This is a genomic window from Streptomyces sp. NBC_01257, from assembly GCF_035917255.1.
Lineage (GTDB): Bacteria > Actinomycetota > Actinomycetes > Streptomycetales > Streptomycetaceae > Streptomyces.
The window spans coordinates 8116054-8138671 of the sequence record NZ_CP108472.1; the positions used below are offsets into that span (position 1 = coordinate 8116054).

At 71.8% G+C, this 22618-nt stretch carries 13 protein-coding genes; 7 read left to right on the forward strand and 6 right to left on the reverse strand.

Going from position 1 to position 22618, the window contains the following annotated elements; genetic code table 11:
- Window positions 1-196 precede the first annotated feature (196 nt).
- Genes OG408_RS35415 through OG408_RS35435 form a run of 5 tightly spaced genes read right to left on the reverse strand, consistent with a single transcriptional unit; the run spans window position 197 to window position 8157 of the window.
- Complete coding sequence (locus tag OG408_RS35415; protein ID WP_326673700.1) at window positions 197-4093, reverse strand: discoidin domain-containing protein; 3897 nt, start codon at window positions 4091-4093, stop codon at window positions 197-199.
- Window positions 4094-4101: 8 nt separating this feature from the next.
- Window positions 4102-4935 carry an NAD-dependent epimerase/dehydratase family protein gene (locus tag OG408_RS35420; RefSeq protein WP_326673701.1) on the reverse strand — a complete coding sequence of 278 codons (834 nt, stop codon included), beginning with the start codon at window positions 4933-4935 and terminating at the stop codon, window positions 4102-4104.
- Window positions 4935-5810: a carbohydrate ABC transporter permease gene (locus OG408_RS35425; RefSeq protein ID WP_266785702.1), complete on the reverse strand. Its 876-nt coding sequence runs from the start codon at window positions 5808-5810 to the stop codon at window positions 4935-4937. Before OG408_RS35425 ends, OG408_RS35420 begins: the two co-directional genes overlap by 1 nt.
- Entirely contained in the window at window positions 5807-6805 is a 999-nt protein-coding gene (locus OG408_RS35430) for a carbohydrate ABC transporter permease (RefSeq protein ID WP_326673702.1), read from the reverse strand. The genes OG408_RS35425 and OG408_RS35430 overlap by 4 nt, the downstream gene beginning before the upstream one ends.
- Complete coding sequence (locus OG408_RS35435; protein WP_285564164.1) at window positions 6802-8157, reverse strand: ABC transporter substrate-binding protein; 1356 nt, start codon at window positions 8155-8157, stop codon at window positions 6802-6804. Before OG408_RS35435 ends, OG408_RS35430 begins: the two co-directional genes overlap by 4 nt.
- Window positions 8158-8324: 167 nt before the next feature.
- On the opposite strand from OG408_RS35435, the gene OG408_RS35440 reads away from it, so the two are divergent.
- From OG408_RS35440 to OG408_RS35455, 4 genes are all read left to right on the forward strand, one after another.
- On the forward strand, window positions 8325-9134 hold the full coding sequence (locus OG408_RS35440) for an IclR family transcriptional regulator (RefSeq protein WP_266785708.1): 810 nt from the start codon (window positions 8325-8327) through the stop codon (window positions 9132-9134).
- 104 nt (window positions 9135-9238) lie between these two features.
- Window positions 9239-10510 carry an enolase C-terminal domain-like protein gene (locus OG408_RS35445; protein ID WP_266785710.1) on the forward strand — a complete coding sequence of 424 codons (1272 nt, stop codon included), beginning with the start codon at window positions 9239-9241 and terminating at the stop codon, window positions 10508-10510.
- A 226-nt stretch (window positions 10511-10736) separates the two neighbouring features.
- Window positions 10737-13844: an alpha-mannosidase gene (locus OG408_RS35450; RefSeq protein WP_326673703.1), complete on the forward strand. Its 3108-nt coding sequence runs from the start codon at window positions 10737-10739 to the stop codon at window positions 13842-13844.
- Window positions 13837-16005: an ROK family protein gene (locus tag OG408_RS35455; protein WP_266785714.1), complete on the forward strand. Its 2169-nt coding sequence runs from the start codon at window positions 13837-13839 to the stop codon at window positions 16003-16005. Before OG408_RS35450 ends, OG408_RS35455 begins: the two co-directional genes overlap by 8 nt.
- A gap of 44 nt (window positions 16006-16049) precedes the next feature.
- Here OG408_RS35455 and OG408_RS35460 read toward each other — a convergent pair whose 3' ends face one another.
- Window positions 16050-17312, reverse strand: a complete 1263-nt coding sequence (locus tag OG408_RS35460; RefSeq protein ID WP_266785716.1) for a glycoside hydrolase family 71/99-like protein — start codon at window positions 17310-17312, stop codon at window positions 16050-16052.
- 439 nt (window positions 17313-17751) lie between these two features.
- On the opposite strand from OG408_RS35460, the gene OG408_RS35465 reads away from it, so the two are divergent.
- The 3 genes from OG408_RS35465 (at window position 17752) to OG408_RS35475 (ending at window position 22590) form a co-directional block, all read left to right on the forward strand.
- Window positions 17752-18411: a ThuA domain-containing protein gene (locus OG408_RS35465; protein WP_285564161.1), complete on the forward strand. Its 660-nt coding sequence runs from the start codon at window positions 17752-17754 to the stop codon at window positions 18409-18411.
- On the forward strand, window positions 18396-19484 hold the full coding sequence (locus tag OG408_RS35470) for a Gfo/Idh/MocA family protein (RefSeq protein WP_326673704.1): 1089 nt from the start codon (window positions 18396-18398) through the stop codon (window positions 19482-19484). The genes OG408_RS35465 and OG408_RS35470 overlap by 16 nt, the downstream gene beginning before the upstream one ends.
- A 79-nt stretch (window positions 19485-19563) precedes the next feature.
- Window positions 19564-22590 carry an alpha-mannosidase gene (locus OG408_RS35475; protein WP_266785722.1) on the forward strand — a complete coding sequence of 1009 codons (3027 nt, stop codon included), beginning with the start codon at window positions 19564-19566 and terminating at the stop codon, window positions 22588-22590.
- The last annotated feature ends 28 nt before the right edge of the window (window positions 22591-22618 follow it).

The following is a 22618-nucleotide window of genomic DNA, read 5'->3' on the forward strand; positions in this document are numbered from 1 at the left end:
TCTCCTCGTCCGTGCGGAGCGGGCACTGCGTGGACGCAGTGCCTTCAATATCGGCCAGGTGCCCGCTCCTCGCCGCCGCACACGCGGGCCGGGCGCCACATCGGGTGAGGAGTCCCGGTGCGCCTCGCAGCGTGCGCGCGGCCACGCCGGCTCCCTGGCGCGGGAGCCGGCGTGGCCGGGGGAGGGAGCCGGCAGGTCAGTCGAAGGTGGCCGTCACCGTCCTGTCCGCGTCGACCGTGATCTCCAGCGAGGGACCGGTGGAGATCACCTCGCCGTCCACCGTCCAGCTCAGGAAGCGGTGGCCGGGGAGCGGCTTCGCCTCGGCGGTGACCGTGGAGCCCCGTTCGTAGCGGCCCGGCTCCGTCTCGTTGCCGACGAGGGTCACGGTGCCGTGTCCGGCCGGTGCGGCCTCGGCGGTCAGGCCGTTCTGGAGCATGTTGATCGCCATGATGTTGTACGCACGCGCCGGGCCGGTGACCGAGGCGCCGTTGTAGCGCAGGAGGTTGACCACCGTGACGTCTCCGCCGTCCGCCTCGACCGTGAAGCCGTCGGTGCCGAGGTTGTCGGTGCCCAGGTTGTACGCGGTCACCTCACCGGAGCGGACGACCAGACCGTGGTGGAAGCCGTAGGCGAAGGCGTTGAGCACCGTCAGCCGGGTGGCGCCGTCGACCGTCACGATCTGCGACTGCTTGCGCATCGGGTCGTCGATCACATCGGGGAAGATGTTCGACTCCAGGACCCAGTCCGGCAGGGCGTAGGCGACCCGCGCGACCGCGTTCCCGTTGTTGAGCACCCCCTCGATCCGGCCGCCGTCGCTGCGGCCGACCGTGATGGCCCGGTTGAAGACGGCGCCGGCCAGCTTGCGGACGGTGAATCCGTCGTTGCGGTGCGCGGCCATGTCGATGCCGTTCCAGGCGTTGGGCAGGCCGAGGTCGAGGGCGTAGGTGCCCGGACCGTTGCCGCGCACGGCGAACGGATAGGGGACCGGGCCGTCCGCCGCCGCCGGGTTGTTCTCGGGGTACAGGACCCGCAGGCCGCGGACGCCCGCCCGCTTGCCGTTCAGCGTGATCAGCGCCGTCGCCGTGTCGGGACTGCCGGTGTCACGGCCCTCGTACGCCATCAGGACGGTGCCGCCGCTCGCACCGACCAGATCGCGGTTCGGTACGGGCGACGCGCCGCGCAGCTCCACCCCGGCGGGCACCCGGAGGTGGCCGTCGACGCGGTACCAGCCGGCCGGGAGGTAGACGGTCCCGCCGCCCTCGCGGCCCGCCCGGTCCAGGGTCTGCTGGACGGCGGCCGTGGCGTCCCGCCGCGGCATGATGCCGGTCTCGCGCGGAGCCCGGTCCGCGACGTACAGCGCGTCCCGCGCGGGCCGGGGCAGCGGCTTCTGGTCGTAGCGCGGGACCGTGCCGGACATGCGGTGGACGATGCCCGAGACGGCTCCGGACACCTTGGTGTCGGTGAGCTTCACATACGCCTCGGAGCCGTTCCGGACGGCCGCCTCGCTGCCCTCCAGGACGCTGGAGGCGAAGGACATGCCCCAGCGCGAGTCGAAGCTGTCCGCCAGCAGCGCGACATCCGTGCGGCGGATCTCGCTCTGCACGAAGCTGCCGGTGAACGAGGCCCGCTGACCGGCCACGATGTGGATCCCGGTGCGGTAGTCGGCGGCCTTGATCCGGTAGAACTGGTCCCACTCCAGGTCACCGAGGACGAATCCGGTGCCGTGCGCGCGGGTCCAGGTGTCCAGCGCGGCCCGCTTCGGCGGGTGGTAGGCCGCCGGGGCGTCCGCCCAGTAACCGTTGTCCAGGGTGATGTTCTCCCAGGTGCCCACGTCCGCGCCGTTGAAGGCACGGAAGCCCTCGGACAGTACGGTCCCCTTGATGTTGCGGAGCGTCGCCGACTCGTGGACCTGGCCCGAGGAGGGCGCCACGCCCTGGTCGTTGGGCATGGTGCTGATTCCCACGCCCTTGTACGAGTTGAGCATCGTGACGTCGGAGACGGTGGCCATCATGTAGTTCTCGTTGCCGATCCACGCACCGCCGGGGATCTGGAACGTCGAGTTGTACGCGACCGGCGAGGCCGCACTCTGGCGCGGGTAGTAGGTGGTGACGCCCATGACGCCCGCGCTGCCGCCGATCCGGAACAGGACCGGTCCGTCCGCACCCGCGGGCAGGTCGGCTGAGATCACCGTGCCGTACCCGCCGCTGCCGCGGTCGGGATCGCGCCGGTCACCGCGCACGGTGCAGAAGGAGTGCACCTCGACGGTGTCGGTCACCCGGTACGTCCCCGAGGGGAGCCAGACCGTGCCGCCGCCCGCGTCGTAGCAGTCGTAGACGGCCTGCTGGATCGCGTGGGTGGAGTCCTTGCGGCCGCTCGGGTCGGCGCCGTAGTCGCGGGCGTCGAAGTCCGCGACGACCGGGGACTCCACCGGGAAGTCCGTCCTCACCGCATGCGGCCACGGCCGTACGGTGCGCTCCTTGCGCACCTCCAGTTCGCCGATCGTGATGTTCCTGGCGCCCGGGGCGTACCCCTTGACCGCGATCCGCACATAGCGTGCGGCCGTGGTCGCGAAGCGGGTGCGGATCGTCTTCGTGGCGATGGCGCCGTTGCGGCCCACCGTGGTGAAGTCCCGGCCGTCGCGGGACACCTGCACCGTGTAGTCCTGGGCGAAGGTCGAACCCCACTGGATCCGGACGTCGTTGACGGACTTCACCGAGCCCAGGTCCGTCGTGATCCACTCGCCGGTGCCGCCGTCGCCGCTGGTCCACGCCGTCGAGGCGTCCCCGTCGACCGCGGCCGCGGGCGTGCCGCTGCTCGCGGTGGCCTTCGTGCCGCGGGCCAGGTTGGTGTTCACCGCGGACTTCCGGAAGTCCCGGAGCGAGGTGTCGAGCGCGTCCAGGGCGGCCTTCAGCTCCGCCTCCGTCGTGCCGCCGGTGTCGACGGCCTTCTGCGCGGCGGCGATCGAGTCCAGCAGCGCGGCCTTCGCGCCCGGCGGGTACTGCCCGTCTCGCCCGCCCTCGCGCGCCGCCGTCCAGGCCCGCCGCGCGTCGGCGACGAGGAGTTGCAGGCCCTCGGCCGGCTTCAGTTCGGCCGGCACGACGGTGATCCGTACCGCGGCGACCTTCAGTTCGGCGGCCCCGCCGTCCGTCGTGATGCGGAAGTCCGAGCCGTTGGAGCGGTTGGTCATGATCGCGTCGTCGAGGGCGAAGGTGTGGGTCTTCCACGTCTTCGTGTCCCCGTAGGCGAAGAGTTCCGACGGCTTGAACATGTCGCTCGTGGCGCTGCCCGGCGAGTCGTAGTGCAGGCCGAACGTGCCGTTGCCCGCGTCGAAGTAGTCGACGCTGACGAGCACCTTGTCCCGGGTGTCGTAGAGGAAGGTGTCGGAGACGTTCATGTAGAAGAAGTTCAGCCCCGGCGCCGGGGCGCTCCGGTCGGTGCCCCAGTAGCCCCGGCCGGCCTCCACCCCGGTGACGAGACCGCTGCCGGCGTCACCCGCACGCGGGGTGATCCCCGAGGGCTGCGGTGCCTCCCCGAGGGTCACGGAGGCGCCCGAGGTGCCGACGCGCACGGCGGCGACCGTGATGTCGGCCGGCGCGGTGCCGTCGCCGCCCTCCGCTCCGTCCGTTCCGGACAGGCGCAGCACGGCGGCATCGGCCGTGGCCACGTCGAAGCTGCCGGTCCTCCAGGTGTCGCTGCCGGTGAGCCGCAGCGGGGTGGCGCCGCCGAGCACGAGGGTGCCGGCGCCCGTGTCCCGGTAGGTGACGCTGACGGTCACCCCGTCGGCGTCGACGCCCTTCAGATAGTCCGCGTCGAGGGCGAGGTCCAGATGGCCGGTGCCCTTCGCCACGTCCGTCCGCCAGTACGTACGGCCGTCGAGTTCGCCGGTGCGGAGCCCGGCGGGGTCGTCGCCGGCGCTCGGCCGGATACCGAGGGTCTTCGGGGTGGGGCCGAGATCTGCCCCGACTCCGTGCGGGTACATCCCGGGCGTCGCGGCGAACGCGGCGGGGGCGGGGGCGAGGAGTGCGGTTAACAGGAGCAGGACGAGAGCGGCGAGCCGCCCGCGTCTGCGGCCGGCGGGGTCTCTGCGGGGCATGAGGGCCTCTACTGGGGTCGGTGGGGCGGGTGGAATCCGAGCAGCTCGAAGCAGGCCCGGGTGTCGAACAGGGAGGTACGGCCGGAGAGTTCGGCGAAGGCCGGCACTCCCGGGTGGAAGCGCTCCATGAGCTCGGCGGTGGGCAGCGGGGAGGAGGTGTCGGGGGCGGCGACGTTGACGATGTGGCAGCCGGTCAGCTCCCGCTCCAGGGCCAGGCGCACGGCGGTCGCCGCGTCCCGGGTGTCCAGCCAGCCCCAGAGGTCCATCCGGTGGCCGCCGGGGTCCTCGCGCACCGCGGCCAGCTGCTTGGCCAGCCGGTCGCCGGTGCCGGTGAACGGGAACCGCATGCAGACGATGCCGGTGCCCCAGCGGCGGTGGGCCGCGCGTGCGGCCTCCTCGAGGGCCAGCTTGGACAGCCCGTACGGGTCCTGGACGAGGGTCGGATGCTCCTCGTCGAGCGGCACGTACCGGGGGGACTGGGGGACGGGCGACCAGGCGAGGCCGACCGCCGCCGCGCTGGACGCGGCGACGACCCGGCCGACCCCGGTGCGGCCCGCCTCGTCCAGCACCCGGTGCGCGGTGAGGCAGTTGGTGGCGTAGAGGGCGCTGGGGTCGGGGCCGTTGGGGTGGGGGATCGCCCCGAGGTGGACGACGGCCGCCACGCCGTCCATGGCCTTGCGGACCAGCTCCGGGTCGCGGAGGTCGCCGGTGTGCACCCCGTCCAGGCGCGGATCGTCCACCGGCGTCAGATCCGTTGCGACGACCTGGTGCCCGTGTGCCAGCAGGTCGTCGAGGACATGGCCGCCGATGTGTCCGGCGGCCCCGGTGACGAGGACGCGCATCAGCCCTTCACCGCCCCGACCAGGCCGTTGACGAAGTAGCGCTGGAGGCTGAGGAAGAGCACGATCACCGGGATGACCACGATCAGCGATCCCGCCATCAGGTTGTTGTAGTGCGGGACGTTCTCCGCGGACAGCGTCTGCAGGCCGAGCGGGAGGGTGTACGTCGAGGGGTCGTTCAGCGAGACCCGGGTGAGGAGGTACTCGTTCCAGGTCGGGATGGCCGTCAGCAGCGCCACGGTGATCAGCGCGGGCCGGGCGAGCGGCACGTAGATGCCGGTGAAGATGCGCAGCTCGCTCGCACCGTCGACCCGGGCCGAGTCCCGCAGCTCGGCAGGGACCGCCATGAACGCGCCGGTCATCAGCAGGATGGACAGCGGCGCGCCGCCGTTGACGAACGGCAGGACCAGACCCCAGTGACTGCCCAGGATGCCGAGCTTGTTCTCCAGCAGCACGATCGGCAGCATCACGGTCACCCCCGGCACGAACAGCAGGGAGACGAAGAGCTTCTGGAGCAGCCCCCGGCCCGGGAAGCGGAGCACGGCGAAGGCGTAGCCGGCCGCCGCGTACACGACCAGGGTCAGCACCACCGTGTACAGCGTCACCAGCAGGCTGTTCACGAAGAAGTCGAAGAAGTGCAGCGTGTTCCAGGTGTCGACGAGCGTCTGGAACGTGGGGTTCTCCGGGATCAGATGACCGCCGCGCACGACCTCGACCTGGTCCTTGAAGGCCGCCGACACCATCCACAGGAACGGGTAGACGCTGACCAGCCCGTAGATCAGCAGCAGCGCGCCGACGACCAGACGCGCGGCGGTCCTGCCCGCCGCCTTCCTGCGGGGTGTTCCGGCCGTGCCGCCGCCGAGGGAAATCGTTGTCATGTCTTGCTCCGCAGCGCTCGCAGGTTGATCAGGGCCAGGACGAGGGCCAGGGCGAAGAGGATCCAGCCCAGTGCGCTGGCCAGGCCCAGGGTGGGCGACAGGTTCTTGAGGAAGGCCAGCCGGTAGGCCTCGAGACCCATCACGTTGGTGTGGTCACCGGGACCGCCGTTGGTCATCACCAGGAAGGTCTGGAACCCCTGCAACGACTCACGGAGGTTGAGCAGCACCACGATGGCGGTGATCGGGCGTACGAGCGGCCAGATCACCGACGCGTTGGTGCGCCACCAGCCCGCGCCGTCCAGCTGCGCGGCCTCCAGCACGCTGCGGTCGATGCCCTGCAGTCCCGTCAGGTACAGCAGCATCGCCACCGGGACGTGCCCCCACACCGTCACCATGATCATGGTGGGCATCGCGGTGGTGGGATTGCCCAGCCAGCCCTGCGGCTGCTGGAGCGAGCCGAGCCCCAGGGAGTCCAGCAGGGAGTTGATGGCGCCGTCCGGCTGGAGGATGTACTGCCAGGCGAAGAAGACCGCGATGCCGCTGGTGACGTACGGCAGGAAGTACACCGAACGCAGCACGGTCTGCAGCCGTTTGACCTGGTTGAGCAGGACGGCCAGCGGGAACGACACCAGGACCGTCAGGGCAGGGGCGGCGAGCATCACGTACAGGGTGTTGAGGGCCGCGTGGCGCAGCCGCGGGGCGTAGACCGGGTCGCGCCACAGCAGGTCGGCGTAGTTGTCCAGGCCGACCCAGGCCCAGTTCGGGGTGAAGCCGTTCCAGGTGGCGAAGGAGAGCAGGAAGCCGTAGCCGACGGTGTACAGGCCCAGGACGCAGAACAGGATCACGGCGGGTGCGACGAACAGGTAGCCGCTGACCGCCTCGGCGCCGATCCGGCGACGCCTCGTGCGGAGCGGTGCCGGTGCCCCGGCCGGGAGCGGGCTCCTGCTCCCGCCCCCGGCCGTTCCCGATTCCGCCGGCCGGGAAGCGAGCGTCACTGGCCGGCCGCTTTCCAGTACGCCGCGTTCAGTTCACTGAGCTTCTTCGCGGTCTCCGGAACGGTGAACTGTTTCAGCGGGGTCAGGTCGGCGAGAATGGTGCCCGCGTCGTCCTGCTCGTAGCCGGGCGCGCGGAACTCGTTGCCCCGGGCGGGGTCGTAGGTGTTCTGCGGGGTGCCCTTGGTGCTCTCGACCAGCGCGGTGAGCGTGGGGCCCAGCACCTTGGCGGAGTCGGCGCCCAGCTCGGTGGCGGGAATGTCGGACGCGTCCTTGGCGAAGTCCGCCGCGACCTTCGGCTCGGAGAGGAACTGCATCCACTTCTTGGCGTTGTCCGGCTGCTTGCTGGTCGCGGTGACGCTGAGCCCGGTGAGGGCGAGGGCGCCCAGGGCCCGGTCGGGCACGGCTCCGTTCTCGGGAGCGGGCAGCCCGAACGCGAGGACGTCCTCGGGCTTCATGCCGTTCTCCTTGAGGAAGGCGAGCGTGAAGGTACCGCCGATGTTGAAGGTGGACTTCCCCTGGGCGAACGCCTGGTCGGCCTGGTCGATGGTCAGGCTCTGGCTGCCGGCCATCCAGTACGGCGTGAGCTCGTTGTACATCGACAGGACCTTGAGGCCGTTCGGGGAGCTGAAGTCGGCGCTCTTGTCCTTGCCGAACAGCTTCTCGTACCCCTGCTGGCCGAGCTGGGCGAAGGCGAGCGGCTGAAGCACCCAAGTGAGTCCGGTGGACTGCACCTTGAGGCCGAGCGAGAGCCCTCCGGACGCGCTGTCCTTGGCTTTGGTCGCCTTGAGTGCGGCGAGGAACTCCTCCCAGGTGGCCGGGGCCTTCGTGATTCCGGCGGCGGCGAGCTTCTTCTTGTTGGCGTAGACCGTGCCGAAGGTGCCGACGGTGAGGGGCACGCTGTAGCGGGCGCCCTTCACGATGCCGTGGTCCTTGGCGGTCTTGGGCTCGGCGTCCTTGAACCGGGCCTCGGTGATGAGCCCCGACTCCTTGACGGCCGGCTGGATGCGGTCGGCCCAGGCGCCCTTGAAGTCACCGGCGAAGTCGGAGACGATCCCGGCCGCGCCGAAGACCCGCTCCTCACCGTCGGAGTGGATCTCCAGTACGTCGGGCAGGTTGCCGGTCTTCGCCGAACTCTGGATCTTCGTGGCGTACGCGTCGTCCGGCGTGTATGCCTGGATCTTCACGTCGATGCCGGTCTTCTTCTTGAACTCTGCCGCAGCGTGCCGGAGTCCGGTGACGTGCGACTGCTTGAACGTCCACATGGTGAGGGACTTGGAGTCGCCGGAGCCGGAGGAGCCGCCACAGGCGGCAAGGGAGCCGGCCGAGAGCACGGTCGCTGTGGCAAGGGCCACGAAACGGATATTTCTGGAGAATGGAGTACGCATGAGCCCTACCTAGGGGTTCGACCGTTCAGATAGCCGAATGGCGTTGGAGTGACCGAACTTAGGCTCGACGTGATATAGCGTCAAGAGACAGTTGAGAATTGGTGGTCGTCCGGAGGGCCGTAGGGCGCCGGTGCGTGAGCGGAGGTTCTGTGGAATCGGTGGCGGGAACGGCGCGGGCGCGCAAGCCGGAAGAGGTCAAGTCCGCAGCTCGGGTGCTGGAGGTCCTGGAACTCCTCGGGGCGGAAGGCGCGTTGCTCTCCCTCGCGGAGATGGCCCAGGCCATGGCGGTGCCGAAGAGCAGTCTGCACGCGATTCTGCGGACGATGGAGGCGCATCGCTGGGTGGACGTCGACCCCTCGGGAACGCGCTACAGCCTGGGCCTCAAGGCGCTGTTGACGGGCACCGCCTATCTGGAGGGGGACGACGTCGCGAGCCTCGCGGGACCGGTGCTCGACAGCCTCGCGGAGGAGACGGGTGAGACCGTCCACCTCGGCAGGCTCGACGGCACGGACATTGTCTACCTGGCCAAACGCGAGTCCCGGCACGCCCTTCGCATGCACTCTGCGGTCGGCCGCCGGCTGCCGGCCCACGCCACGGCACTGGGCAAGGCCGTGCTCTCGCAGTACGACGCCCTGGAGGTCCAGCGCAGGCTCAACTGGCCGCTGGAGCAGCTCACTCCGGACACCGTGACCGACCCGGACGCGCTCGTCGCCCAGCTCGCCGAGGCGCGGCTGCGCGGCTGGGCCAGCGACGACGGCGAGAACTCGGTGGACATCCGCTGCGTGGCCGTCGCACTGGACGCGGCGCACGGCGGCGGCGACGCGATCTCCTGCTCCGCGCCCCGCAGCAGGATGGACGATGTGCGGATGGCGGAGATCGCCCGGACCGTCACCGACGCGGCCCATTCGCTGCGGACCCTGATCAAGAGACTCGGGCAGCACTGAGGGGCGCTCGCACCGGATTCATCAGCTCCGTTGACAAACGTGTTCGGCCCTCCGTACGTTCGGATGGCTGTACATCATTCGGCTATCTGCATGCGGGAGTTCGCATGGCCCCGTCCGATGCCCGTACCGGCACCCTCCTCGCCCCGGCCCCCTGGGCCGACGGGCGGGGGGACCGGATCCGCATCACGGCCGTCCGCACCTTTCTGACGGCCCCTCACGGCTGCCCCCACCTCATCGTCCGTGTCGAGACCAGCGATCCCGGACTCTACGGCCTCGGCTGCGCCAGCGATCCGCAGCGTACCCTCGCGGTCCGCTCGGTCCTCGACGACTACCTCGCCCCCCTGCTCATCGGCCGCGACCCGGACGACATCGAGGACATCCACCGGCTGCTGCTCAACAGCGCCTACTGGAGGGGTGGTTCGGTCACGGGAAACGCCCTGGGCGGGATCGACGTCGCACTCTGGGACCTCAAGGCGAAACGGCTCGGGGCGCCACTGCACTCCCTGCTCGGCGGCCGGGTCCGCACCTTCGCCGAGGCCTACACGCACGTCGACGGCGCCGACGCGCACGAGATCGCCGACAAGGTGACGGCGGCCCGCGAGCGCGGCTACCGGCACGTCCGCATCCAGGCGGCCGTCCCCGGATCGGACACCTACGGAGCCGCCGGCGCCGCCTCGTCCGACCGCACCGTCCCGTGGAACTCCGCCGCCTACCTGAAGACCGTGCCGGACGTGCTCACCCGGGTGCGTGAACGCGTCGGTGACGAGGTGGAGCTGCTCCACGACGTCCATGAGCGGCTCGATCCGCGACAGGCCAGGGATTTCCTGCGGCGGATCGAGGGCGCCGCGCTCTACTTCGTCGAGGACCTGCTCGCACCCGAGGACGCCGGGCACTTCCGCCGGCTGCACGCGAGCAGCCCGGTGCCGCTCGCCGTCGGCGAACTCTTCCACGACACGCGCCAGTTCATGGAGGTGCTGGAGGGTCCTTCCATCGACTTCGCCCGCATCCGGGTCCCCACCCTCGGCGGCCTCACCCCCGCCCGCAAGCTGGCCGCCGTCTGTGAACTGCGCGGCGTGCGCCTCGCTCCGCACGGGCCTGCCGACGTCAGCCCGGTCGCCCAGGCCGCGACCCTCGCCCTGGACATCAGCAGCCACGCCTTCGGCGTCCAGGAGGCGGCGGTCTTCAAGCCGGCCGTCCACGAGGTCTTCCCGGGCACCGTCGTGGCGCACGACGGCGGGCTCGTACCGAACGAAGCACCCGGGCACGGCGTCGACTTCGACGAGGCGGCGGCGCGCCGGTACCCGGTTCCGGAGCCGGGTGTGCACGACCGGTGGGCCCTGCTGCGCCACACCGACGGGAGTGTGGGCCGGCCCTGAGCGAGGGGGCCCGGCACCGCGAGGGGCGGCCACCCGGCCGCCCCTTTTCCGTGCGGAATGGTCAAGTGAATTACTTTCCGAAATGAGCCCATGGTGTTTATTTAATTGCCTGACAAAGCCTCTTCCGCAGGTCAGGACCAGGCATAGGAATGTCAGGGGAGTAAGCGTTGACTTGATAACACACATGGTTTTACATGGCTGTTACGCCTGGACAGGGAGGGCAGTCATGCATGACCGGTGGACCGCCGAAGAGGACCGCATTTCCCGTTTCCTCGACGGAATCCTGCGCCCCGCACTGCACCCGCAGCGGATTCCCCTCGATATCGGCGCATGGCAGGCGCCGGGGGAGCCCGTTCCCGTACGGATCGCGCTGCGGGCCGACTACGCACCCTTTCTGGCCGGCGACGACTGGGGCCGGCCCTGGTCCACCACCTGGTTCCGGATCGAGGCCCGGGTACCCGAACGCTGGGCCGGGCGACGTGTCGAGGCGCTCGTCGACCTCGGCTCCGGCGACCCCGCCGCAGGGCCCGCCCGTCCGGCCGAGGCGCTGGTCCACGACGCGTCCGGCATCCCGCTCCAGGGACTGCACGGCGGGGGAGAGCCCGTCACCATCAGCGCGGCGGCGGACGGCGGAGAGCGCATACGCCTGCTCGTCGAGGCCGCCGCCACCCCGTTCGTGGACACCCGCCACGGCCCCGCGGCCCGGTTCGGGAACCCGGCCACCGCCGGCGGCGAACCGCTGTACCGCTTCCGGGCCGCCGACCTGGCCGTACGCGACGAGGGCGTCTGGCAGCTCATCCACGACATCGAGACCCTCGGCCGGCTCATGCGCGAACTCCCCGCGGCCGAGCCGCGCCGGCACCGCATCCGTACCGCCCTCGTCCGGGCCGCCGACGCCGTCGACCCCCAGGACATCGCGGGCACCGTGCACCGCGCCCGTACGCTCCTCGCCCCCGAACTGGCCCGCCGGGCCCATGAGTCGGCGCAGCCGGTGATCGCCTTCGGGCACGCCCGCGTCGACACCGGCCGGCTCCCGGTGCATGAGTCGATACGCCGGGCCTCACGGGCCTTCGCCACCGCGGTCAGCCTCGCCGAGGAGTATCCGGAGCTGGTCTTCGCCGCCTCGTCGGCCCAGCACTACGCCTGGATGCGCGACCATCAGCCGCACATCTTCGAACGGATACGCAAGGCGGTCGCCGACGGCAACTGGGCGCCGGTCGGCGGTATGTGGGTCGAGGCCGACCCGGGCGTCCCGGGCGGCGAGTCACTGGTCCGGCAGTTCGTCCACGGACACCGCTTCTTCCGCGACGAGTTCGCCGTGGACACCGACGGCGTCTGGCTGCCCGCCGCGCCGGAGCTGAACGGGGCGCTTCCGCAACTCGCGGCCCTCGCCGGGGCCCGCTGGCTCCTCGCCCCCGCAGCGGCGGGGAAGACACCGGCCGAAGGGATCGCCGTCCCGCCCGGCGCCGCGTTCCATTGGGAGGGCATCGACGGGACCCGCATCCCGTGCCGCCTCGCCCCCGCGGACCCGGACGGCACCGGGCCGGCCGCTCTCGGACCCGCCATCGGATCGGCCGCCGCGTCGGCCGTCGAGGCCGGACCCGAGGCTCCCGCGCTGCTGCCCCTCGGCGCGTCCGGGGCGGGCGGGGCGGTCCCCACCCGGGAGCTGCTTGAGGCGGTCCGCAGGCTCCACGACCTCGAAGGATCACCGCGCGTCACCATGGGCCGTCCCGCGGATGCCTTCAAGTACCTCGTCGGCGGCGACAGCAGCGACGGCACCGCAATGGACGACGGATCCCTCCCGGCGCACCGAGGAGAGCTCCGCCTCGCGGCCCACCACGGCACCTACTCCGCGCAGGCCCGCACCAAGCGCGGCAACCGCCGGGCGGAGGCGCTGCTGCGCGAGGCCGAACTGTGGTCGGTGACAGCGGCCGTCCACGACGGTGTGCCCTATCCGTACCAGGAGATCGACACCCTCTGGAAGCGGGTCCTGCTCCACCAGGCGCAGGACGTCGCCGCCGGGACGGGCATCTCCTGGGTCCACCAGGAGACCGAGCTGGAGCACCGCGACATCCACCGCCGGCTGGAGGCCCTGATCCGTCGCGTCAACGGACCCGCCGACGGACCGGCGGTGCTCAACGCGGCCCCGTACGACCGCCGCGAAGTGGTCGTCGTCGACGCCGACCCCCTGATCCCGCACGGCCAGGACCTGGCCGACGGGCGCCGGGCGCATCTCGCCGAGGCACCCGCACTCGGGACCGGCCGGGCGGGGCTGCCGCTCGACGGCACCCCACCGGTCACCGTCCGGCGCACGCCGGACGGCGGATACCTCCTGGCCAACGGGCTGACATCGGTCCGCGTCGACGCCCGTGGCCTGGTCGGCTCCGTGTGCGATCTGGCCACCGGCCGCGACGCCATCGCCCCCGGCCGCCTCGGCAACCTCCTCCGGCTCCGGCCGGACGGCCCGGCCGGCCGGCCTCCCGGGCCCGGCCGCGCCGGCCGGGACCTCACCGAGGCGCTGAGCGTACGGCTCACCGACGAGGGCCCGCTGATGGTGCGGCTCCGGGTGGAACGGACCACGGGGCGCTCCACCGTCGTACAGGAACTGTCCCTGGCGGCCGGCGGTCACGCCCTCGCGATCGACACGGCCATCGACTGGCGGGAGCGGGACAGTGCGCTTCAGTCGCTGTGGCCCCTCGACGTCCACGCGGAACACGTCCTGGGAGACATCGCGTTCGGACTCGCCGGGCATGCCACCGACGTAGCCGCCGCGCACCGGACCCATCGCTGGCTGCACATCGGCGAGCACCGCTGGGGCGTAGCCCTCGCCTCGGACACCGGCCACGGATACGACGTCGTACGGCGGACGCGCGACGACGGCGGCTCCACCACCACCCTCCGGCTCACCCTGCTCGGCGCCGGGCAGGGCCGGGACCCGCACGCCGACCGGGGGCCGCAGCTCTTCCGCCACACGCTCAGGCCGGGCGCGGACCCCGGCGACGCGATCACCGAGGGATACCGCCTCGATCTGCCGCTCAGGCCCGGCCGGTCCGCCCGCCCGCTGCTCGCCGTCGACCACCCCGACGTCGTCGTCGAAGCGGTCAAACTGGCGGACGACCACTCCGGCGATGTCGTCGTGCGGCTCTACGAGGCGCGCGGCGGACGCGCCCGCACCACGCTCACCGCGGGATTCGCCCTGGCATCCGTGTGCGAGACGGACCTCCTGGAGCGGCCGCTCGCCGGACACCCCCATCACGACGGCGACGTCACCGTGTGCCTGCGCCCCTTCCAGATCCTCACCCTGCGCCTGGCCGTCGGAGGTACCGGTGCCTGACCTCGAACCCGAAACCCGGGCCGTGCTGCGCCGCTGGGAGAGCAGCAGCGGCCCCCTCGCCATCCGCGCGCGGGTCGTCCTGCTCGTGGCCGGCGGGCTGCGGGACGCCGAGATATCGCGGCGGCTCGGGGTGTCGAGGCAGACCGTGGGCACCTGGCGCCACCGCTGGCAGACCTCGGGGCTGGACGGTCTGGAGCAACGGCCGCGGACCGGAAGACCGGTCACGGTGGACGAGGGGGAGGTCGTCAGCCGCGCACTCCTCGCGCCCGGATCCAGTGGCGCCACCCGTGCCGTGGCCCGCGAACTCGGCCTGTCGCACGCCACCGTGGCCGCCGTCCGCCGCCGCTGGCGGCTGAACCCGGACGAGTCCCCGGCACCCCAGGTGCCGACGCGCCCGCCCCTGCCCTGCGCCGAGGTGTGGGTGATGGGGCTGTACGTCGACCCGCTGCGGGCGGTTCTGCTCATCGGGACCAGGCCGCCCGCCGCCGCGGCGGTCGCGGACACCCCGATCGGCCAGGACGTGCTGGACGGACTGGACCGGGCGCTGGTCGCCGCACACGACGCCCCGGCACCGTCGCTCACCACGTCACCGGACGCCGACGCCTCCGGACGGGACCTGGCCGGCTACCTCGCCGCGGCCGCAGAGAGCCATCCGGACATCGCCCTGCACGCGGTGATGCTCTGGGACCGGGAGGAGGCGCCGCCCGCGGCCGGTCCGCACGGCCGGTCCGTGACCTGGCACCGGCCGCCGGCCCGCTCCAGCTGGCGCAGCTTCGTGGGCGCGATGGCCGCACTCGACTCGACCCGGCACCCGGAGTCGTCCCGGCGCGTCTACCTCGACCTGGTCGCGGCCCTGGAGCGGTACGGCCGGCCCGCGCCGGTCAGCTGGCTGCGCGAGACGGTCGCGGGGCGCCTGCGGGGCGAGCCCGCCGCTCACGGCCCCGCACAGCCCGCGCAGTCGGCGAGCGGCGTCAACCAGATCGATCTCGGTTCGTTCAACGAGTGCGTGGTCATCGAGGCCGTACGGCTCGCGGGGACCATCACCCGCGGGGAGATCGCCCACCGCACCGGCCTGACCCAGCAGTCCGTCTCCCGCATCGCCCGCTCCCTGCTCGACCGCGGCATCCTCATCGAGGACGCCCAGCGCCGCGGCACGTCCGGCAAACCGCGCACCCCCGTCCGGCTGCGCGGAAGCGCGGCGCACGCGCTGGGCATGCACATCGACCCCGAGGTGATCACCGCGGTCGTCATCGACCTCGACGGAGCGATCGTCTGCACCCGCAGCCGGCCCGTCGCCCCGGACACCGAGCCCGGCGAGTTCGTCGAGCAGGTGGCGGAGCTGGGCCGCAGGACGCTGGAACAGGCACAGGGGGCGGTGCGCGACGACGGCTTCCTGGGCGTGGGGGTCGCGGTTCCGGGCCCCGTGGACATCGCCTCGGGCACGGTCCTCGCGCCGCCCCTGATGTCCGCCTGGCACGACCTGCCCCTGCAGTACCTCCTCCAGGAACGGTTCCCCTGTCCGGTCATCATCGAGAAGGACTCCACCGCGGCAGCCGCGGGGGAGCGCTGGACCGGCCGGGACCGCAGGGCCAGGGACTTCGCGTACATCTACCTCGGTACGGGAGTCGGCACCGGTCTCTATCTCAACGGTGACCTCTACCGGGGAGTCAGCGCGAACGCGGGTGAGTTCGGGCAGCTCTGCGCGATCGCGCTCGGCCGGGTCGACGCGGAGGGCCGGCCGGAGATCCTGCCCGAGTGCAACCCGCCGTTCTCGGTGCCGGATCTCGCGGTGCGCGGCGGCCTGGACCGGGAGAACCCCGGCTACCGCACGGTCGCGGCCGCGGCGGCGGCCGGTGACCCGGCCGCGACCGCGGCCGTCCGGGCGGTGGCCAGGGCCGTGGGGCAGGGCGCGCTCGGTCTCGTCGACCTGCTGGACATCGACCTGCTGGTGCTCGGCGGCCCGTTCTTCACGGACGACGTCGCGGGCTTCTACCTGGAGGAGATCAGCCGCATGGTCAACGACTTCCCCACCGCCCGGCGGCTGCGCAGGGTCGAGGTCGAACCGTCCGTGCTGAGCGCCGAGGCGGCGGCCGTGGGCGCCGCCTCGACCATCTTCCACGCCACCTTCACCCCGCGGCTGCGCGGACGGGAGGGCCAGTAGTGGACACCCGCGCGCAGCCACGGGGGACCGTGGCGGAGGACGGATCAGACCCGCGGCGGCGTGGGCCGGGTGGCCGTCAGGGCGATCTCCTTCTTCAGCATCCGGCCGCCGTCGCCGGTCAGCCTCAGGTAGTAGTCGGACGAGCAGCTGGTGCCGTCCTCGTCGAGGGCCCAGATGCCGGAGCCGGCGGGCACCTGGGCGGCACTCTCGGCGGTCTTGGCGATCTGGTTGCCCTCGTTGTACTCGTCGAACATCGAGATGTAGATGCCCTGCGCGCCGACCCGCACCATGTTGTAGAACTGCCGCCACATGAAGTCGCCGTGCGCCCGGTGCCGTTCCTGGAGGTCACCCGGCATGACACACGGCTGGTAGTCGATGCCGTGGGCGTCGCAGTCCGCCTGGTCGGGTGTGTTCACGTTGGCGAAGAACTCGTCGGACTGCGCTGCGCTACCGATGCGCCCCACCATCCACGGGGAGAGCATGTCGAACGCGTGGTAGACGTCGGAGAACCCGGGCCTGGAGTCCCCCTCGCCCTTGCGCCAGTGGGTCGGGACGCCACCGATCACGTAACAGCCCTGGTTCTTGAACCAGTTGACGACATCCAGACAGGGGGCCGGTTCGAAGGGCCGCTGGTTGTCGTTGAAGCCGAAGCCCCAGATGCACACGACCGGCTTGCCGTTCTGGACCGCGTACGCGCCGGAGGCGGTGTGCGCCCGCATCTTCGACGTCCAGTCCTCCTTGATCTGCGACTGCATCGACGTCCAGTCGCTGACGTCGTACATGATGTAGAACTTCCGGCCGGTGGCCTCCGCCGCCTGGCGCACCTTCTGCGCCATGACGTCGCGGGTGGGGCCCTCGGAGCCGTACGGGTTGAAGCGCTGGAGCGCGGCCGTGTCGATGCCGTGGTCGCGCATCCAGGCGAAGTGGGTGTCCACGGACTGCTGGTCGTACGACGAGAACAGGGCCGCGGGCGCTCCGCCGCCGAGGCCGGGGAAGTCCGTCGGATAGGTGCGGGAGTACTCCCGCACGTCCGGCCAGGACTTGATGCCCTTGTTCGTGGGCGAGGGCGCGTTCTGCGAGTTGGGGGCCCAGTGCCACCAGGCGTCGATCGGCGCTCCGTCGCCCTTGCACGCGAACCAGCCCTGGTAGCCGACGGTGATCTTCCCGACGACGTCGCCGGGTCCGCTCGCCGAGACCCGCGGGGCCGAGGGGGAGGTGCCGTAGGCGGCACGGCCTCCGGCGATGATGCCCGCGCCGGCGGTGGTGGCGAGTGCGGACCGGATGAGGGCACGTCTGGAGAGGGCCATGGGGGGACTCCTTCTGAGTGGGGTCTGCCTGAGTGCGCCGGGGCGCGTGTGGGGGTGTGCGGCAGGGGCCCGCTCAGCTCCAACGGGCCCGTGCCGCAACGTAGTCGGGCTCTCCGTCGCCGCGCAAGAGGTGATATGTCAGGCTATTTACTTTCCGGAAGCTGCCGATGGCTACGGTCCGTTCCGCCGTGACGGCAGGACGCGAGTGACGGCCGGCCCTATTCGTATGGCCCCTTGACGAATTGGTTCGGCGCTTCGTAGGTTCGAGTGGCTGTTCGCCGCGACACCACCCGTGCAGAGGAATCCACCTGCGACGGTCACCCGCCCGGCCGGCTCTCCGGCCCACGGCTCGGCGCGGCCTCCGCCCCCACCTCGATCATCATCCGACGTCCGATCGCCGCGCCCTGCCGCGTGGCGTCGATAGGAGTGTGCAAGACCCTTGAGCACCGACACCCGAAGGGCGCTCGTCGTCCGTGGTGGCTGGGACGGGCACCAGCCCGTCACGATCACCGACCTGTTCCTCCCGTTCCTCAAGGAGGAGGGCTTCGCCGTCGAGACCACCGAGGACCTCGCGGTCTACGAGGACGCCGAACTCCTCGCCGCCACCGACCTGGTGGTGCAGTGCTGGACCATGGGAACCATCACCCGCGAGCAGACCGCGGGACTGTCCGCCGCGGTCCGGGCCGGCACCGGACTCGCCGGATGGCACGGCGGCATCGTCGACGCCTTCCGCGGCGACCTCGACTACCAGATGCTGACCGGCGGCCAGTTCGTCATGCACCCGCCCGGCTACCACGACCACACCGTGCGCCTGCTCCCGGAGCAGGCGAGCCACCCGGTCATCAGCGGCCTCCAGGACTTCACCGTCCACACCGAGCAGTACTGGATGTCCACCGACCCGCTCGTCGACGTCCTGGCCACCACGACCTTCCCGGCCGGCGAGACCCACGACCGCCCGGCCGTGATGCCCGCCGTCTGGACCCGGACCTGCGGCCGGGGCCGTGTCTTCGTCTCGACGATCGGCCACAAGCCGGACGACTTCGACGTGCCAGAGGTACGCACACTCACCGAGAGGGGACTGCTGTGGGCGAGCCGTTGAGGATCGGCATGGTCGGCGCGGGCAAGATCAGCGGCGCCTACCTCTCGACACTGGCACGACTGCCCGGCGTACGCCTGACGGCCGTCACCGACCTCGACCGCGGCCGCGCCGAGGCGGCCGCCGCCGAAGCCGGCGGAGAGGTGGCCGTGGTGGAGGACGTGGCCGGCCTGGTGGCGCGGGACGACGTGGACGCGGTCCTCAACCTCACCGTGCCCGCCGTCCACGCCGAGGTCGCCCTGGCCGCGCTGCGGGCAGGCAAGCACGTCTACGGCGAGAAGCCGCTCGCCGCTGACCGCAAGGAGGCCGGCACCGTGCTGGCGGCGGCGCGCGAACACGGACTGCGGGTGGGCTGCGCACCCGACACCGTCCTCGGCACCGGCACCCAGACCGCGCGCAGGGCCGTCGACGACGGACTCATCGGCACCCCGGTCGCCGCCACCGCGTTCATGACGACCGCGGGCCACGAGGCCTGGCACCCGGACCCCGAGTTCTACTACCGGCCCGGCGGCGGTCCCCTGCTCGACATGGGTCCCTACTACCTGTCCGCGCTGGTCCATCTGCTCGGCCCGGTCGTCCGGGTGACCGGAGCCTCCTCGCGGCCGCGCGCGGAACGCGAGATCGGCAGCGGCGCGCGTGCCGGACAGCGCTTCCCGGTCGAGGTGGACACCCATGTCACCGGCATCCTGGAACACGCCGGCGGCGCCCTGTCCACGCTCGTGATGAGCTTCGACGTCCGTGCCGCACGGCTGCCGCGGATCGAGGTGCACGGCACCGCGGCCTCCCTCTCGGTGCCCGACCCGAACGGCTTCGACGGCCCTGTCGAGATCCACCGGGGCGGCGGATGGGAGACGCTGCCCGTATCGGCCGGATACCCGGACGGCGGACGCGGCACCGGCCTCGCCGACCTCGCCGACGCCCTGGCGGCCGGGCGGCCGCACCGGGCCTCCGCGGAACTCGCCGCCCACGTCCTGGACATCATGCTCACGCTCATGGACGCGGCGGACCGGGGGACGGCGCTCCCCGTGACGAGCACCTGCGAGCGCCCGGCCCCCGTGGAGTCCGCCGGCGACTGATCCGGCCGGCAGCCCGCTGCTCCGCGTCCCCCACCACGGCCTCACCACGCATGTCTGCAGCTAACAGGAGACTGTCCTCATGCACGATGACCGCACACTGGTCGAACATCGTCTGGAGCGCGTCCTCAGGGAGCGCATCCGCCCCGCGATCCACCCCAGGACCATCCCGCTCGACGTGGAGATCTGGTCCACCACGGGGGAGCCGGTCTCCGTGGCGGAGGGGATCGCGGCCCCCACCCGTCCCATCGCCGCGGGCACGCCGTGGGGCGCGCCCTGGGGGACGAGCTGGTTCAGGGTCGGCGGCACGGTGCCCGAGGAGTGGGCCGGCCTCACCGTCGAGGCCGTGCTCGACCTCGGATTCTCCCCACGCACCCCGGGATTCCAGTGCGAAGGGCTCGTCCACCGGCCCGACGGCACCCCGGTCAAGGGACTCCACCCCCGCAACTCCTACGTCCCCGTCGCCTCCCCGGCCGTCGGCGGCGAGCAGATCCACTGGCACGTCGAAGCGGCCTCCAACCCCGATCTCGAAGCCGGCGGGGTGCCGTTCCAGCCCACACTCATGGGCGACCGGCTGACCGCGGGCGACGCCCCGCAGTACGTGCTCGGCCGGATGGAACTGGCCGTACGCGACGAGGCGGTGTGGAACCTCGTCATGGACCTGGAGGTCCTGGGCGAACTCATGGCGGAACTCCCGCTCGACGGCGCACGCCGCTGGGAGATCCTGCGCGCCGTCAGCAACGCCCTGGACGCCGTCGACCTCCAGGACGTCAACGCCACGGCGGCGGCCGCCCGGCAGGAACTGGCCGCGGTGCTCGCCGCCCCCGCCCTGCCGACGGCCCATCGCATCAGCGCCGTCGGCCACGCCCACATCGACTCGGCCTGGCTGTGGCCCCTGCGCGAGACCGTGCGGAAGGTGGCCCGCACCACCTCCAACATGACGGCCCTGCTGGAGGAGGAGCCCGACTTCGTCTTCACGATGTCCCAGGCCCAGCAGTTCGCCTGGATCAAGGAGCACCGCCCCGAGGTGTACGCCCGGGTGAAGAAGGCCGTCGCGGAGGGCAGGTTCGTACCCGCCGGAGGCATGTGGGTGGAGTCCGACACCAACATGCCGGGCTCCGAGGCCATGTCCCGGCAGTTCGTGCACGGCAAGCGCTTCTTCCTCGACGAGTTCGGCGTCGAGAACGACGAGGCGTGGCTCCCCGACACGTTCGGCTTCGCGGCGGGTCTGCCGCAGATCATCAAGGCGGCCGGCTCCAAGTGGCTGCTCACCCAGAAGATCTCGTGGAACCGCACCAACAAGTTCCCGCACCATACCTTCGACTGGGAGGGCATCGACGGCACCCGGATCTTCACCCACTTCCCGCCCGTCGACAGCTACAACTGCGAAATGTCGGGCCGTCAGATAGCCCACGCCGCACGGAACTTCAAGGAGAAGGGGGTCGCCACCCGCTCCCTCGCGCCGACGGGCTTCGGCGACGGCGGCGGCGGCACGACGCGGGAGATGGTCGCCAAGGCGGCCCGGATGCGCAGCCTGGACGGATCGGCGATCGTCGAGTGGGAGGAGCCCGCCGCCTTCTTCGCGAAGGCCGAGGCCGAATACCCCGACCCGCCCGTCTGGGTCGGTGAGTTGTACCTCGAACTGCACCGCGCCACGTTCACCAGCCAGGCGCAGACGAAGCAGGGCAACCGGCGCAGCGAGCACCTCCTCGTGGAGGCCGAACTGTGGGCGGCCACGGCGGCCGTACGGACCGGCGCCCCGTACCCGTACGAGCAACTGGACCGGATCTGGAAGACGGTGCTGCTGCACCAGTTCCACGACATCCTGCCCGGCTCCTCGACCTCGTGGGTCCACCGGGAGGCACGGGCCACCTACGCACGCGTCGCCGAGGAGCTCGGCGCGGTCATCGCCGCCGCGCAGCGCGCGCTCGCCGGAGTCGGACCGGCCACCACGGAACTCGTGTTCAACGCGGCCCCGCACACCCGCGGCGGAGTCCCGGCCGGTGGCGCGTCCGGCGCGTCCGCCCACGACCGGCCGGTCACCCCCACCGCACGCGAGGGCGGCGGCCACGTCCTCGACAACGGACTCCTGCGGGTCGAGATCGACGCGAGGGGACTGGTGGTCTCCGCCTACGACATCGCCGCGGGCCGGGAGACGATCGCGCCGGATCAGGCGGCCAACCTGCTCCAGCTCCACCCGGACTTCCCCAACCAGTGGGACGCGTGGGACGTCGACGCCTTCTACCGGAACGTCGGCAGCGACCTCACCGACGTCGCCGAACTGACCGCCGACGCGGACGGGGTGCGGGTGGTCCGCGTCTTCGGCGACTCCCGGGTCACCCAGCTCCTGTCGCTTCCGGCCGACGTCAGACGGCTCGACATCGACACCGAGGTGGACTGGCACGAGACGGAGAAGTTCCTGAAGCTGGCCTTCCCGCTGGACGTGAAGGCCGACCGGTACGCCTCCGAGACGCAGTTCGGCCACGCCTACCGGCCCACCCACCAGAACACCAGCTGGGAGTGGGCCAAGTTCGAGGCCTGCAACCACCGCTTCGTCCACTTCGACGAGCCGGGCTGGGGCGTGGCCCTCGTCAACGACTCCACCTACGGGCACGACGTCAGCCGTTCGGTGCGCACCGCGGACGAGGGCACCACGACGACCGTGCGGGCCTCCCTGCTGCGCGCCCCGCGCTACCCCGACCCGGAGACCGACCAGGGCGTCCACCGCTTCCGGCACGCGCTGGTGCCGGGCGCGACGATCGGTGACGCGGTGCGCGAGGGATTCCGGGTGAACGTGCCCGAACGGCGGGTGACCGGCTCCGCCGAGGTGGCCCCGCTGGTGACCGTTGACAACGATGCCGTGGTGGTGAGCGCCGTGAAGCTGGCGGACGACCGAAGCGGCGACCTCGTCGTCCGGGTCTACGAGGCGAACGGAGGACGCGCCCGCGCCACGGTCACGGCGGACGCCTTCGCCGCCGGACGGGCCGCCGTGACGGATCTGCTGGAGCGCCCGATCGCCGACGCCGGGCCACCGGACACCGCGGGGGACGGGGTGGTCCTGTCCCTCCGGCCCTTCCAGATGGTGACGTTGCGCCTGCCGCGCGCCTGACCCCCGCGGCCGGCCGCCGCTTCCGGCC